The 16,232-nt window shown below is 58.6% G+C and carries 9 protein-coding genes and 2 pseudogenes; 10 read left to right on the forward strand and 1 reads right to left on the reverse strand.

What is annotated here, in order from left to right:
• Positions 1 to 4 precede the first annotated feature (4 nt).
• From G3N96_RS39830 to G3N96_RS03085, 5 genes and pseudogenes are all read left to right on the forward strand, one after another.
• Positions 5 to 3,865, forward strand: a complete 3,861-nt coding sequence (locus G3N96_RS39830) for a matrixin family metalloprotease (protein WP_206136192.1) — start codon at positions 5 to 7, stop codon at positions 3,863 to 3,865.
• A gap of 445 nt (positions 3,866 to 4,310) precedes the next feature.
• The gene (locus tag G3N96_RS03070; protein ID WP_206136193.1) at positions 4,311 to 6,440 is read left to right on the forward strand and encodes a type I secretion system permease/ATPase; all 2,130 of its coding nucleotides are present in this window, start codon (positions 4,311 to 4,313) and stop codon (positions 6,438 to 6,440) included.
• Positions 6,441 to 6,447: 7 nt separating this feature from the next.
• Positions 6,448 to 7,866: an HlyD family type I secretion periplasmic adaptor subunit gene (locus G3N96_RS03075; RefSeq protein ID WP_206136194.1), complete on the forward strand. Its 1,419-nt coding sequence runs from the start codon at positions 6,448 to 6,450 to the stop codon at positions 7,864 to 7,866.
• On the forward strand, positions 7,856 to 9,316 hold the full coding sequence (locus G3N96_RS03080; RefSeq protein ID WP_206136195.1) for a TolC family protein: 1,461 nt from the start codon (positions 7,856 to 7,858) through the stop codon (positions 9,314 to 9,316). The genes G3N96_RS03075 and G3N96_RS03080 overlap by 11 nt, the downstream gene beginning before the upstream one ends.
• Positions 9,317 to 9,738: 422 nt before the next feature.
• Positions 9,739 to 9,972: pseudogene (locus tag G3N96_RS03085) on the forward strand (IS3 family transposase); the annotation flags it as partial.
• A 121-nt stretch (positions 9,973 to 10,093) separates the two neighbouring features.
• Here the strand turns inward: G3N96_RS03085 and G3N96_RS03090 are convergent.
• On the reverse strand, positions 10,094 to 10,600 hold the full coding sequence (locus G3N96_RS03090) for an AraC family transcriptional regulator (RefSeq protein ID WP_206136196.1): 507 nt from the start codon (positions 10,598 to 10,600) through the stop codon (positions 10,094 to 10,096).
• A gap of 26 nt (positions 10,601 to 10,626) precedes the next feature.
• Here G3N96_RS03090 and G3N96_RS03095 point away from each other — a divergent pair.
• From G3N96_RS03095 to G3N96_RS03115, 5 genes and pseudogenes are all read left to right on the forward strand, one after another.
• Positions 10,627 to 10,975: pseudogene (locus tag G3N96_RS03095) on the forward strand (integrase core domain-containing protein); the annotation flags it as partial.
• Positions 10,976 to 11,198: 223 nt separating this feature from the next.
• The gene (locus G3N96_RS03100) at positions 11,199 to 12,116 is read left to right on the forward strand and encodes a LysR family transcriptional regulator (protein WP_206136197.1); all 918 of its coding nucleotides are present in this window, start codon (positions 11,199 to 11,201) and stop codon (positions 12,114 to 12,116) included.
• Between the two features lie 214 nt (positions 12,117 to 12,330).
• Entirely contained in the window at positions 12,331 to 13,380 is a 1,050-nt protein-coding gene (locus tag G3N96_RS03105) for an Ldh family oxidoreductase (RefSeq protein ID WP_206136198.1), read from the forward strand.
• Positions 13,381 to 13,516: 136 nt separating this feature from the next.
• Positions 13,517 to 14,797 carry an MFS transporter gene (locus tag G3N96_RS03110; protein WP_206136199.1) on the forward strand — a complete coding sequence of 427 codons (1,281 nt, stop codon included), beginning with the start codon at positions 13,517 to 13,519 and terminating at the stop codon, positions 14,795 to 14,797.
• Between the two features lie 44 nt (positions 14,798 to 14,841).
• The gene (locus G3N96_RS03115) at positions 14,842 to 15,573 is read left to right on the forward strand and encodes an ABC transporter substrate-binding protein (protein WP_206136200.1); all 732 of its coding nucleotides are present in this window, start codon (positions 14,842 to 14,844) and stop codon (positions 15,571 to 15,573) included.
• The last annotated feature ends 659 nt before the right edge of the window (positions 15,574 to 16,232 follow it).

Here is a 16,232-nt window from a genome sequence, read left to right on the forward strand (position 1 = left end):
TTCTGTGGCTAATGAATCTTTGAAGATTACTGGGCAAGAAACACTCTGGCAATTCGTGAAGCCCCCAACCTCAGAGGAGTTGGGTCTGATAAACGCAAGTCCACTCTTGGTTCAACAATTAATCGATTATCAAAAATCGATCGAGAATGGGACTGCGTTGCCGATCGGTGTGCTTCGTGGCTCCGAGGGAAATAATCCAGATAGCTCGCAGACCGTGCCTTTAGCGGGTCATAACGGTGGGGTGATTCTTCAAATTCAACTTGGATCAAATATTGTTGGCGGAAGTGCGGGTTTTTTCATAGAGAAACTGAGCTATGAAATGGGGCACGTCGTAAATTATCATAACGATAAGCAAACTTATGGTGCGATGACTGCTTTCCCGGGAGGGAAAGACGATGGAATAATTGCTGGATTGGTTGGAATTACTACCGAATCTGAATCGCTTGCCAATAATTATGCGGTCCAGCAGCAAATTCAGGCGAACACGAAATCAAGCAGTAATCCAAATGGAATTCGTATTTCATTGTCGGGCGATGAAGTATCCGGGGGGAAACTTCAATCGGCACTTGATGCAGCATACGCCTCCGAAAAGGCGGCGGGAGCAACGGATCCATCTCAAATCCTGGCTAAGCTGGCGCACACGGTTGGCCCCATGATGGATTCGTTTCCTGCGGTAAAGATCAAGGATAATCCAGATGGAGAGGAAAAGTTTGTCAACTTCTTCCATTATTATTCCAACAATCCGAGCTTAATGCGAGGTTATTTCGACCTAGCGTCGACATCAGGCTCAACGGGAGCTCAAGGTGTCCAGTTACCGGAAACGTCGGGCGTCAATTTTATCTACAGCCCGTCTGGAGGGACACCGCAATCAGCTACGATTCAGTATGTGAACGGCGAAAGCAAGACGGTACGATTTGACGCTTCGCAAGCGGTTATCGCCGTCGAACAGTACAGCACCAGTCAACAACTAGTTTTCAAGCAAACGTTTAGTCGTGATGTAAATAGTTTGTTGACAGCGATCACGACGACGGATGGAAATGGCAATCCGGCAGATATTAAGGTGCTCGGCACAGCAGCTGCGCTACGGGACCGCGGTTTGACGGCGTTGGCCAGTGCCCTGGAAAATGTCTCATCAACATCACTCGCATTGGCCGGCAGTTCAGCCAAGCTGTCGGCTTTGTCGGCACCCTATAGCAACTTTGATGCATACACGGCCAAGGTCAACGCATTTGGTGCGGCGCTGCGTGATGCATTGAATTCAGTAGATGTCAACAGCCTGACACCTGATCAGCGGCAATTGCTGGCTACATACAAAACGGACATGGGATCGCTTGGCCGTTTGTTGGTGTGGGGCCGTCTGACCAATAATTTTGATGCTACCACGCAGAGTTTTGGCCAAAAGTTGGGTGTTATGGCCAATGCGGTTCAATTTTTGGCGTTTCAGGCCAATGGTGCGGCACGCCCAGCTGACTGGCTGACCTCGGTTCCTAGCTCTTCTGATATTGGTACGTCGGTACTTCTGGGTGGGTTGCGAGCCAGTCTGTCGGCGGTTGCGCCAGGGACAGTCAACACCTACTCGGTTCTCGATACGCTCGTAGCCGGACGTCCCGCTTGGGAAGCATATGCAAAACAATCGGGTCAAAATCCCAGTTCTTACTGGATGACGGTAGCGGCCCAGATGGGGCTAAAGACGACTGTTGCGGACGTGTCTCGGATTCCGGCATCTTGGTTGGCTATCCATGGAGATTTGGCGTCGGCCAGTGTTGCGACTCTGCAAGACGGTAGTTTGATCGCCTGGTCAAATGAAGGGCTCTATGGAATCAACGCGAACAATTCTGGCTTCGAACTAATGGCCTCGCGTACCATCGACGGCGCGCCTGCCATTGTTACTGTTATCAGCGACACCTCAGGACGTCCTACTGATGAAACAAGGTTTTTGCCATCAGGCGTTGTTGGTTCGCACTCTTCGACAGTCTATGACTCAAGTGGACGGAAAGTTAGTACAACAGCTTGGGGGCTGGGATCTTCGACTAATGTGGTTATTTCTTATGGCGCAGACGGAAGTCGGATTGAGCAACAGTTTGCAAAGGATACCGGAAAGCTTCTTTCCGCCAGTTATTTTGATGCGAACGGTGTGGAAACTAAGAATATCGAGAACGGTGCCAACGGTGGGGTGAAAACGACAGTTTTCAACACAAGCAACAACACCGAGGTAACCACCGAAACCAACGCTACCGGACAAGTCATTCAAATTACGGATTGGACTAGTGGGCAGCCTAAGGTGTCGCACTTCGAATATCTCGGCGACGGCGGGCGCAGGGTAACGGTGCAGTATCCGGGGGGGAATACCATTCAAAATGTCAAGCCTGACGGGTCTTCGACGGTTGAGGCATATACCTACGACGGTGTATTGGTTGCGCGCACTCAGTATCGTACCGATGGCACAGTGCAAACGACAGATTTGTACAATCGAGCCAATAAAATTTTCGAAACGGATCGTTTTGATGCTAGGGGTGTGCTCAGTCAAAAAGACAATTTCAATGGCGATGGTAGTTTGGCAAAACAATCGTTCTATGATGGCGCAGGCAATCTGACTCGGACTCAAGGGAACAATGAAAATGGAATTTACGTTATAACAACGTTTAATCCGGACGGGAGTTCCTACACAGTTAATCCGTCGGCACCGCCTTCAGGAGGCCTCCATTGGGGGCCTGCACCAACTCGACCAGTAACGGTATTTCAACCCCCAAAGCCACCGTCCATGAGTACATATCCGAATCATGGGGTGTATGTTCCGGTTGGAGCGCAAGTGTCACCGAATGGAACAGTTGGGCCGGGGCCAGATGCCTTTCTCCCGTTGCTGCCGCCCAATCCATTGCGTGATCTTTACCCGCCGAATCCGTCAACAATGCCGCCCAACAGTGGCGGTAGTCCGGGTGGTGTCGTATCGATTCCGGACGGATTCGGGAATTGGGTGCCGCTTGTTGATCCAGTTACACCCGTTTATCTTCGTCCGACAGAAGTTGGCGTTCCGCCTTCTACGGGCGCAGCCCCCGGATTTTCCGGTGTGCGCTCAATCATTAAAGCCAAGCTTGAGAGTGGCGCTCCTGATGTCGTGCAACTCGAGCAAGCCCTTGGCGCCGATCCCGTTGCCGTTGCACAGGGTATTGCGCAGGCAGCGGACGTTGCGCGTGCGGGGGAATCGGGTGGGGCATTATCGAGTGTTCTAGAAGGTGCGCGTTGGAGTATGCGAACCGTGACGTGGAGTCTGGATTCGGCCAACGGGGCATTTAGTTCGACGGAAGCACAGGCTGTCAAGAGCGCATTCTCGACATGGGCAGCGGCCTCGGGTCTGAAATTCGAAGAGGTTGAGACGTCGTCGACGGCGGATATTCGTTTAGGCTGGGCCAACCTTGATACGGCGCAAACAGGAGCGGTCGGTTTTACGCTCTATCAGGCCGATCACGGAGTGTTTGCGCCGGGCGTTAGGATTCAGCTCGAATCTCCAAATCAGAATGCGCTGACCTCTGGCGAGGATGGACAACTTACTTATGCGGGTACTGACGCGACGTTCGAGCAAGTCGTGTTACACGAGATCGGGCACGCGTTGGGCTTGGCGGACAGCGCGGATTTCCACTCGATCATGAATTACGACTTGACGGCTGGCAATCGGACGCTAGATGCGACGGATGTCCACGCGATTCGGGGGGTGTATAGCGCGCCGAGTCAGACCGACAAGCAGGTTGCTTCGCTGATTCAGGCGATGTCGAGTTTTGGTGCACCTCAGGGTGCGGGCCAGGTGATGCTAACTCCGGACGCAGCCGGACAGCCGAATCCGGTATTAGCAAGCAATCCGCTGCGTTGACGAACGGGGCCTAGGTCGCAGTCACATAGGAACATTGATCGAAACCCCGGGCAGTGGCAGGCAGCGACCGTCGCGCGCCTGGGGTACATCAAGCAGCTTCCATTCTGGGCAACGTTTGGCCAGCGAACCACGGCGCGGTAAGCGCGGTCCGATTTCCGGAATATTCGGCGATGCCGATTGGCCCGACATCGGCCTACCGTACTTTTACTAGCCCGCGATTAATTTCGGATTGATAGGATTGAAATTGGCGGATCGGCACCATACGTCGCATTTTGATTCGAACTGGCATTTTCTGTGTCTGTAGCGGGTACGATAGGTTTTCCACCTTGACAGACGCCTATCGCAACCCATGCTTGCCGCCAACTTGTATTGACGAATTGAGTTTCGGTGAACCGCCCGTAACATGTTATTGCGGGCGGTTTGTGCGTGAATCGATGGTATTGAGATGAATGAAACTGTGCCCGAACGAGGGCAGATTAACGATCCAGGGTTGATCGCACTGGTCGTGATTGCCCAGTATTACGGCATTGCAGCGAATGCTGAGCAACTTTGGCATGCGGCAGCCGTGCAAGCCGATCAACTATCGGTCAACGACCTTGAACTGGCCGCGCGTTCGCTCGGCTTGAAGGTGCGGCGCGTACGCGTAACGGTCGATCGGCTGATTGAGACGCCCAAGCCGGCGCTCATGCTGGACGAGTCAGGCCGGCACTTTGTACTGGCTGCGAGTGACGCCGAAAAGGCGCTGATTGTCGAGGCGGGTGTCACGCAAACGGAGATCATCTCGCCGGCGGATGTGATGGCGCGAACCGACGGCCAGTTGCTGTTGCTGACCTCGCGCGCATCGCTGGCCGGCGCGCTCGCACATTTCGATTTCTCTTGGTTCGTGCCGGCTGTCGTCAAATACCGCCGTATCTTGCTTGAGGTGCTACTGGTGTCGGCGGCGTTGCAGGTATTCGCTCTAGTCTCGCCACTGATGTTTCAAGTAGTGATGGACAAGGTGCTGGTCAACCGCGCATTTGACACGCTGAACGTCGTTTGCGTCGCACTGCTGGTCAGCGGCCTTTTCGAAATCCTATTGTCTGGCGTGCGCAATTACGTGTTCGCCCATACCGCGAGCCGCATCGACGTCGAACTCGGCGCACGGTTGTTCCGGCACCTGCTAACGCTGCCGCTCGCGTACTTCGGCGTACGACGCGTAGGCGACACGGTTGCCCGCGTGCGCGAATTGGAGAATATTCGTAGCTTCCTGACCGGACAGGCGCTGACAGCCGTCATCGATCTGTTCTTTTCGATCATCTTTCTGAGCGTGATGTGCGTGTACAGCGTCTGGCTGACGCTGGTTGTGGTCGTCTCGCTGCCGGTCTACGCGGCTATTTCCATGCTGATCACGCCAATCCTGCGCAAGCGGCTCGACGAGAAATTCGCTCGCACGGCGGACAACCAGTCCTTCCTGGTCGAGACCGTGTCCGGTGTCGAAACCGTCAAGTCGATGGCGATCGAGCCGCAGTTCACCCGCCGCTGGGACAATCAACTGGCGGGTTATGTTGCAGCCAGTTTCCGCGTCACGGCGCTCGGTAACGTCGGCCAACAACTGATCCAATTAGTTGGCAAGCTTGTTTCGTTGGTCACGCTATATCTCGGGGCGCGTTTCGTAATCGAAGGAAAACTGTCGGTTGGCCAACTGGTCGCGTTCAACATGATGTCCCAGCACGTGGCCGCGCCCGTGTTGCGCCTCGCTCAGCTCTGGCAGGATTTCCAGCAGGTCGGCATCTCGATGAGCCGGCTCGGTGACATCCTGAACTCTCGCACCGAACTCGCGCAAAGCCGTCAAACGCTGCCGGTCGTGCGCGGTAATATCAGTTTTCAGTCGATCCGGTTTCGCTATCGCCCAGACGGGCCGACGATCCTCGACGATGTGTCGCTCGACATTGCGGCTGGCGAGGTCGTCGGCATCGTCGGTCGCTCGGGCTCGGGCAAGAGCACGCTCACGAAGCTGCTGCAACGGCTCTATTTGCCCGAGCAAGGTCGTGTACGTATAGATGGCATCGATCTCGCGCTGGCCGAGCCAGCTTGGCTGCGCCGACAGATTGGCGTCGTGTTACAGGAGAACCGGCTATTCAACCGTTCGATTCGCGAGAACATCGCGGTCACCGATCCGGGCGCGTCGCTTGATGTGGTGATGCGGGCTGCCCAGTTGGCCGGCGCGCACGATTTCATCTCGGAATTGCCTGAAGGCTACGACACAATCGTGGGCGAACAGGGAGCGAATCTATCCGGCGGCCAGCGTCAGCGGATCGCGATCGCACGAGCGCTGGTCACGAATCCGCGCATCCTGATCTTCGACGAAGCGACCAGCGCACTTGACTTCGAGACGGAACACATCATCCAGAACAACATGAAGGCTATGTGCGCCGGGCGAACAGTGATCATCATCGCGCACCGGCTCAGCTCGGTGCGCCATGCCAACCACATCATTGCGATGGACCGGGGCCGCATCGTCGAGAAGGGAACACACGAAACTCTGCTCGAACTGCGCGGCTACTATGCGCACCTGATTGCATTGCAAAACGCCTGATAGTCCGATGATCACAACATTTAAGGCGTTCGCCGCGCTGATGAGCCGGTATGGGATCATTTTTCGCGAAGCTTGGCGGGTTCGGTTCGAGAACGATACCAAGCCCCGCCTTGCCCATGAGCGCGCGTTCCTGCCCGCGCACCTTGAACTGGCCGAGACGCCCGTCCATCCGCTACCGATGTGGACGATGCGCATCGTCGTCGCATTGGCGGTTTTGGTGGTGCTGATTGCGCTGATCGGCAAGCTTGACATCGTGGCCGTTGCACCTGGCAAGCTGATCCCCAAGCAGCAGGTCAAAACGATCCAGCCAGCGCTGACAGGCGTTGTGCGACGAATCTTGGTGCGCGACGGGCAACGCGTGCAGGCAGGCCAGTTGCTGATGGAGCTCGACACGACGCAGGCGGCGGCCGACGCAGACAAGGCCCGCCAGAGCCGCCTTGATGCGGCACTGACTGCTGAGCGCAGCCGCGCGCTGTTGCTGGCCCAGAGTGCGGGCACATCGCCAACGTTGGTGAAGGTGGATGACGCGAGCGACGCGCAGCAGCTCGAAGCGCAACACTTCGCTGATGGTATCTATTTCGCGTACCGTGACAAGCTGAACGGCGCACAGGCTGAATTGATGAAACGTGAGGCCGAACTCGGCACCACGCGACAGCAAATCGGAAAACTGGAGGCGATTGCGCCCCTGGCCCGCCGGCAGGCGAACGACTACGCGTCGCTGGTTGATGAGAAATACGTCGCGCGCACTGACTATTTGGACAAGGAGCAGACCGCGCTGAACCAGGAGCATGAGTTGGCGGCACAACGCAGCCGTGCGCTGGAACTCACGGCCGCGATCGCCCAGCAGCGCGCCGAGGTATCGGCGCTGACGTCCGAATACCGCCGCCAGCAGCTCGATGCGTTGGACAAGGCGAACCAGCAACTGGTGCAGAGCCGCAACGACGAAACAAAAGCCGATACGAGACAGAAGTTACTGAGCCTGACTGCGCCGGTGGCCGGTACCGTGCAGCAACTCAAGATCCACACTCTGGGCGGCGTCGCGACGGCAGCTTCTCCCGTGATGGAAATCGTACCGGACGATGCGCTCGAAGTTGAAGCGGACATCGAGAACAAGGACATTGGCTTTGTGAAGGTCGGGCAACCTGCTGTCGTCAAGATCGAGGCGTTTCCGTACACCCGCTACGGGTTTCTGCACGGTACCGTCGAAACCGTCTCTAACGACGCGGTAGCGGATCGGAAGCGCGGGTTGACGTTCCCAGTTCGGATTCGCTTGGCGGCGAACCGGATACGTGCCAACGATACGTGGATCAACCTGACGCCCGGAATGACGGTATCTGCCGAGATCAAGACTGGTAAACGCAGCGTCGCGCATTACTTCCTCGATCCGGTTATCCAGACCGGCCAGGAGAGCCTGCGTGAACGTTAATCGACGCTTGATTGCGATAGCCCTTTTTATTACTGGGATGACGACGGGTGCAACGGTAGCATGGGCCTTCGATCCGTTACTGACGAATCGTGCGGTGCCGGCGACACCTGTTGTCAACCTCCTTGGCGAGGCCGAAAGCGTGTGCACGTTCGGCGACCTACCAACACCGCTGAGGTTGCAGGATGCTGTCGAACGCGCGCTCTGTAACCATCCAAAAACCCGGCAAGCTTGGGCGAACGTCAAGATTCAGGCGGCGGCCGTTGGTGTCGGCCGGGCCGGCTTCCTGCCGACCATTAACGGCAACTGGCAGGGTACGCGTGACGTTGCGCGCAATCATGTGACAGGCTACCCACAGTACGATTCGAACTACGGCAAGAATTTGCATAACGCGAGCGTATCGCTCAGTTGGGTACTGTACGATTTCGGCGGCCGCGCGGCCGCACTGCGCAACGCGAACCAACTGCTGGCGGCCGCGCAAGCCAACCAACTCGTGGCACTGCAAACGGTGTTCGGGACGGTTGCCAAGGATTTTTATGCGGCGCAGGCTGCGCAGGGGACGCTCACGGCAGCCCGCGAGGTCGAATATACCGCCAAGTCCAGTGCCAACGCAGCGACCGCGCGTACCGATCGGGGGGTCGCCGCGATCAGCGATCAGTTGCAGGCGCAGACAGCCTATGCGGAAGCCATCGTGAATCGCACGAAGGCGGAAAGTGACTGGGCAAGTGCCGTTGGTATGCTCGCATCCGATATGAACCTTGACCCGGCGACGCTGATCACGCTACCAGATGTCAGCGACGGCGTGAAACCCGATCACGAATTTGGCGATTCGGTGGCAGCACTGATCGAGGACGCGCAGCAGCACTATCCGGGCATCTCGGCGGCGGTGGCGCAAGTGGAAGCCGCACGGGCCAAAGCGGCGCAGACACGGGCCGAAGGGCTACCGCGCCTGAATCTGGTGGCGCAGTACAGCTTTAACAATCAGCCGACGAGTTTGCAGCTCGGCTTTCCGGTATTTCCGGCAACGCACCGTGAGTGGTATCTCGGCTTTCAAGTGACGATTCCGATTTTCGAGGGTTTTGCGCGAACCTATCAGGTGCGTCAGGCTGACGCGCAAACAGAACTACAGATCGACATACTTGCCGAGGCGCGACAGCAGGTCAGGTTGGATGTGTGGAACGCTTACCAGTCCCTGCGGGGCGCGACGAAAAACCTCGACAATAGTGCGAACTTGTTGATACTTGCACAGCATTCGTACGAGGCCGCGCAGCGGCGATACCAGATTGGTGTAGGCAGCATTCTTGAATTGCTCAATGCGCAGTCCGCGTTGGCCAACGCGAAGAAGCAGCGCATTCAAGCATTAACGGACTGGCGCTCTGCACGGCTGCAGCTGGCATCTAAACTCGGCAGATTGGGAATGTGGAGTCTATCAAGTGCGGCGGGGCAACTATGAAGAATATTGATCGCTTGCATCGCAAGCAGGCTCCGTGGGCAAGGCTCGACGAATCAATTCGACGCCATTGGGCAGGCGCACATGCAACGCGATTACCATCAACGACTCTGGTAATCGCGGTGGGGTGAGTGCAGAGGCGCCGACGCTACCGGCATAAATGCAGGCAGCGACTCGGGTGAGGAATAACTGGACTTCGTCCATGGAATATCAATGGGTACGCCGTCGACCGCGACTGCATCGGTCGATGACTGGGCGAGTTGCCGTTGTTGATCGCTGGCAATGAGCCTATCCGAATCTTTGTGTGTGAGGCATAAACTGATGACCAAGGCGCCACTTTATGCCACGCAAACGCAAGGAAGAAGTGACGATTGAACCGGGCAAGGGCTTGAACCTGGACCCGGGGTTAATCAAGCAACTGGTCCGTGATGCTTCGCCGGGAATGCTGGCGAGACAACCATAAACGCGTCGAGCGCGTGTATCGGGAACTGGGGCTTTCATTGCGCCACAAACGACCTCGACGGAACAAGTCGGCTCGGCGCCGACAGCCAAAGCAGTCAGTGAGCGCAATCAACGAAATCTGGAGTATGGACTTCGTCGCTGATGCGCTGTTTGATGGTCGGCGCTTGCGCACGCTCACAATCGTGGACAACTACACGCTGCGACGATGTTTCGTCAGATCGTCGGCCTCAGCCCTCGCGCGTGGCGCATCGCGCGGCGAGCATGACGGGTAGGACTGGACGCGACGACAACGTCGCGATCGCTGCGGGGCCGGCTGTGTCACTCGAAGTGAGCACGTAGCCATTTCTTGTCGAGCGTAGTTTCTTTGGCGCGCGCGCAACGCAGCATCATCCGCGGTACGGTTGGAACGCAATGGGAGAGTGTGACTCCTGCCGCGAATATCAGCCACACCAGATTTCCGACACACTGCGAATTATAAGAAAGCCGTAGATGGCTATGGTGAGCGAAACCTACGCGTTCAGCGACATCACCGACCGACAACTTGTCGTCTCCGAACATTTCAATGGCGCGCTGGATACGCCGTCGCAGCACAAAGCGATACGGCAGCCATCCCGTGGTCGCGGTGAAAGCCCTGGCAATGCGATAGACACTCGTGCCGGCCTCGTTCGCCATTGTCGCCAGCGACCACGGCACGTCAAGATTGGATTCCAGCTTTTCAAGAACGCGCTGGAGTTTAGTGGGCGCCAGTCCACCGCGCAAAATATTTCCTGATATATGTCTAGCCGGAAAACCAGGCTTGGCGGCAAGGTGGTTTGCAATTGCCAAGAGTCCCTGCTCTTGAATCGGAGGCGTCGCGACTGATGCGGCTATATGGCAATCCAGCGTTAGTTCGGTCCGACAACGGCGCCGAATATACCGCTGTCAAGGTCATGCGCTGGCTGTGGCAATCGGTCCGGCCTTCATCGCGCCCGGCAGTCCGTGGAAAAACGGGTTCATCGAGAGCGTCAACGGCAAGCTGCGTGACGAAATTCTGAACTGGGAATGGCTCCGCAGCCCGGCCGAGGCCAAGGTACTTGTCGAACGCTGGCGACAGTGTTTCAACGAGCGCCGGCCTCATGGCGCGCATCGCTATCAACCTCCAGCCACGGTCCGTCGGCCCTGGCTGGATCCGATAATATCGACGCGAGACTCACTTCCTGATTGGTCACAAAATTCCGCCGCAGATCACCGGAATGGCGTGCATCAACGCGCCAAGGTCGGACCAAACTAGAGGAACTCGACGCCACTAGCGACTCACGCCCGAGTCGCACACCATCTCCATAGGAAGATCGCACCAGCGAATTCGTGTGCTGAACGCATGAATTGACAGCACCCGTCGGTATGTCGAAACTAAGTATCTCTATTCACCGATGTGATCATCAGAATGAATTTTGAGATATCCGACTTGCGCGCCTTTGTCGCAACCGCCGACCTGGGCAGCTTTCGCGCCGCAGCCGACTCGTTGCATCTATCTGCGTCCGCGCTATCGCGCCGGATAGAAAAACTCGAGGAAGTGCTGGGCGTCAGACTGTTCGAGCGAACGACGCGGAAGATGGACCTAACGATCGTCGGTCGCGGGTTTCTCGAGCGCGCTCAACGCATCCTCAACGAGGTCGACAACTCGATGCTCGAATTCGACGATCTTGCACGCAAGATGACCGGCGAACTCACGGTCGCGTGCGTACCGTCGGCGGTGCGCTACTTCCTTCCGGAAACCATCGCGACCTATCATCAGCGTTACCCGGGCATTCGCCTTCGTCTCATCGACGAGCCTTCGTCGATGGTTTTTCTCGCCGTCGCGCGCGGGGAAGCCGATTTTGGCCTGACTTACGTCGGCACCGAGGAGCCGGACATCAAATTCACACCGCTGCTCGAGGATCCTTTCGTTCTCGCCTGCCCGCGCAGTAATCCGCTCGCAAAACGCAAATCCGTCGCGTGGGCGGAGCTCGCCAGCCTCGAGTATTTGGCCATCGCACAAGGCAGCGGCAATCGCGCGGTCATAGACGAAGCGCTGGCAGGCGTCGCCGATCGGCCCAAATGGTTCTGCGAGGTACGCCATGTGCCCGCTCTCGTGAGCCTGATCGAAGCGGGCCTGGGCGTCGGTGTCGTACCTCGGCTCGCCATGCCCCGCGGCCCGCACAAGGCACTCGCCAGCGTCGCGCTCGTCGATCCGCCGGTCCGGCGAACGCTGGGCGTCATCCAGCGGCGCGGCCGCGGTTTATCGTCCGCAGGCCGCTTCTTCCTTCAGTTGTTGACGGAAATGCGTGCGCCCGATGTGCCGCGCACCGGCGCTGCCGCATAGGCCAAGCGTCGGGCGACGACTTCGGGCCGCACGGCAAAGCCTTCGCGGGCATCCGGCGACATGGTTCGATTCGTGCATATGACGCACCAATCGAACGAAAATATGCGTTTGTTGCGTGAACCGCTCCTGCACGATCATGTGCGAAACGCAAGCAGCGCGCGATGCGCAGCCGCTTGAACCGCACGGCTTTCAAATCGAAGGAGACACGCATTCCATGACCCATCCCACTCCCGCCCATGGCATCGTCACCCAGGCCCATCTGACCGAACTGACCATCGAAGCACTCTGCGCGCTCGGCCTGACGCGCGCCGACGCGACGGACACCGCCACGATCCTCGTGCTGGCCGACCTGTTCGGTTTGCGTACGCACGGCACGAGCCGTGTCGAGTCGTACGGCGCGCGCCTGCGCGTCGGCGGCATCAATCCTGCGCCTTCGATCACCGCCGAACAGGTGGCGCCGGCGCTTCACCGCCTCGACGGCGACAACGGCATCGGCCCGCTCGTCGGCCATCGCGCACTCGCTCTGGCGATGACCGCTGCACGCGAACAGGGCATTGCCTGTGTGTTCGTGCGCGGCAGCAATCACTTCGGCCCCGTATCGCCGTATTCGTACCTCGCCGCCATGCAGGGTTTCGCCAGCATCATCGGCAGTAACGCGACCACGACGATTGCGCCGTGGGGCGGCACCGACGCGCGCCTGGGCAACAGCCCCGTCGGCTTTGGCGTCCCGAGCCCGGATGGCCATCCGTTCATGCTCGACATGGCAATCAGCGTCGCGGCACGGGCAAAGATTCGCAACGCGCTCAAGCGCGGCGAACCGATTCCCGGCGATTGGGCAACCGACGCGCAAGGCAAGCCGACCACCGATCCGAAAGCCGCACTCGACGGCTTTCTGCTGCCGATCGGCGGCCACAAGGGCTACGGCCTCGCGCTGGTGGTCGATCTATTCGCGGGACTGCTTTCCGGCGCGGCGTATCTCACGCACGTGAAATCGTGGGAAGACGATCCTGAACAACCGCAGAACCTCGGCCACTTCTTCATTCTCATCGATACGACCCAACTCGGCAGCACCGAGTGGCTCGCCAAGCATATGGCCGACTACGCGGCGATCTTGCACGGCTCCAGACCCGCGGATCCCGATGCGCCCGTGATCGTGCCCGGCGAGATCGAACTCGGTCGCCTGGAGCGCCAGATGGCGGAAGGCATCGATATCGGCGCGGCACAGCTCGCCATGCTGGAAGCGGTCGCACGTCCGCAGCGCTGAACGCCTCGCGAGCGTGGCCCACCACGCTCGCGCCGTTCCGAACGCGCGGCGCGGCCGCGAATAGACAAGCGACGGGCCGGGTAGCGCGTTCGAGCGCCCGGCCGTCAAGCACATAACAAGCTCCAAGGAGCGACAGGTGACAAACATTCGATGGCGCATCGTCCTGCTGCTGTTCATCGCAGGCTTCATCAATTATCTCGACCGTGCGGCGCTGTCCGTCGCCGCACCCGCCGTCATGCGGGAACTGCATATGTCGCCGAGCAGTCTCGGCCTGTTGTTTTCGACGTTCTTCATCGGCTACGCGGCATTCAATTTCATTGGCGGATGGGCGGCGGATCGCTGGGGCGGCAAGCGCGTCTTCTCCTGGGCAGTGCTGACGTGGTCGTCGCTATGCGGCGCGACCGGCCTTGCCAGCGGCTTCGGATCGCTGCTGGCCGTCCGCACGCTGTTCGGCATGGCAGAAGGGCCACTCGCGACGACGATCAACAAGATCGTCAACAACTGGTTCCCGCACAAGGAGTCGGCGACCGCATTCGGCTTCGCGAATTGCGGCCTGCCGCTGGGCGGTGCGGTGGCGGGGCCGGTAGTCGGCCTGCTGACAGCCGCTTACGGCTGGCGCGTCGCGTTCGCCGGCATCGCGTGTTTCGGCTTGCTCTGGCTGGTTTTCTGGGTGTTCATGGCGACCGACAAGCCGCACCAGCATGCACGCGTATCCGATGACGAACGCCGGCTGATCGAATCCGACCGAAGCGTCCCTGAAAGCCCTTCGGACCTGCAGCCCCTCGGCTTCTACCTGAAGCAGCCCGCCATTCTCGCGGCGATGATTTCGTACTTCGGTTACAGCTACATCCTGTTTTTCTTTCTCACCTGGTTCCCGACCTTTCTGACGATGGACCGTCACCTGAGCCTGAAAGGCATGAGTCTCGCGACAGTGCTGCCGTGGCTGCTGGGGTTCATCGGCTATGGACTGAGCGGCGTGCTGTCCGATCTGATCTTTCGCCGGACGGGCAACGCACTGCTTGCGCGCAAGCGGGTATTGATCGCATGCCTTGGCACGGCAGGCGTGTGCGTCACGCTGGCCGGCGCCGTGACCACGACGCTCGGTGCGCTGCTGTTGATGGCCGTTGCCGTGTTTGCACTTTATCTGAGCGGCAGCGCCTATTGGGCGCTGATTCAGGACACGATCCCCGGCCCGAAACTCGGCAGTGTCGGCGGATGCGTACACGCGATCGCAAACTGCGCAGGCATCGTCGGCCCGGCCGCAACCGGCTTTCTCGTGCAGGAAAGCCATACGTTCCTCAGCGCGTTCTTGCTCGCGGGCGGTATCGCGCTGGCCAGCGTGCTGGCCGTGGCGATACTGCTGAGGCCCCGAGCGCCGGCGCAACGCAAGTCGAACGATGCGCGGGTCTGTGGCTAAAGGCCCGTGCCCACCCATGAATTTCTGTTCTTCACGCTATCAACATGAAACCAGATCCATCCGTCATTCGCGCATTCACACCGGCCGGCAAGCTGCGGGCATCGATCAATCTCGGGAATCCCATTCTCGCGGGCAAGGACCTATCGGGCGCACCAACCGGTGTGTCGGTGGACCTGGCGCGCACCTTTGCCGCCACGCTCGGGGTGGAACTTGAACTGGTGGTGTTCGATACGGCGGGCAAGTCCGTTCAGGCGGTCAGCGATGAGCAGGCAGACGTCGGCTTCTTCGCCATCGATCCACGACGAGGAGAAACCATCGCGTTTACCGATCCGTACGTGTTGATCGAAGGCTATTACCTGGTGCGAGACGGATCGTCGATTCGCGCCAACGACGATGTCGACCAACCGTCGATCCGCGTCGCAGTGGGCGAGGGAAGCGCCTACGATCTGTTCCTGACGCGCGAATTGAAGCATGCGCGGATCGTGCGCGCACCGTCATCTCCGACCGTCGTCCGAACGTTCCTCGATGAGGGCCTCGAGGTCGCCGCCGGCGTCAAGCAACAGCTCGAGGCAGACGCACGTCAAGCCCCTGGCTTGCGTTTGCTCGATGAACGATTCATGGTGATCCGTCAGGCGATGGGTTTGCCCAAAAGTCGTGGTGCAGCGGCAGCTGAGGCGTTGCGGGCATTTGTCGAGGATGCGAAGGCATCGGGGGGCGTCGCCCAGGCACTCGCACGGCATAAAATCACCGGCGCGACGGTTGCGCCTGCTGCTTAGTCGAGGCCTGGAATTCGGTACAAACAACACGCTCGCATGCTGAAGCCATTTTGCCGACCGGTTCGCCGTTCGTTTTTCACATTGCGATGGCCTCAAGCATGTCAGACGAAAAAGCGCCATCAGTACCCCTATAGCTACTGCGGTCACCTGTCCGACTACGAACACGGACTGGTCGCCAAACAGTTCGCGCCGCCGTGTGCTACTGACCGATGACATGGCTTTCTGCACACGGATGCCGTTCAGTGCCTTTGGTTCTGGCACACATCAACCTCGGATTGCCAGAACTATTTTGCTGGCCAAGTCACCGGCCAGCCTTTTTATTCATCGAGCCGATTGCAATGGTTCGCGTTCTTCATTCTCGATGCTTCGTGGCTGCCGCCGTATCTGGTACGTGCGCTTGACTACGTAACCGGCGGCTACATCCCTGGGGCGCCAGCGCTCCAGCCTGAGCCGGATGTTGCAGGAGGAGAATATCCGCAGGGCGCTGCCGCGGAAGGGGAATAGCATCATGTTCGACATCTTGCCCCTCGCACGTAAGCGCTCGACACGTACCGTCTGTTCATGAGGGCGCGGCACCGGCAATCTGATTCCCATCAGATGTAATGGGAATCAGATTGATGAAGCCAGTGGTGCATGGAAGACAACCGGGATCGAGGAAC

Origin of the sequence: Burkholderia sp. Se-20373 (assembly GCF_017104705.1) — a bacterium.
GTDB lineage: Bacteria > Pseudomonadota > Gammaproteobacteria > Burkholderiales > Burkholderiaceae > Burkholderia.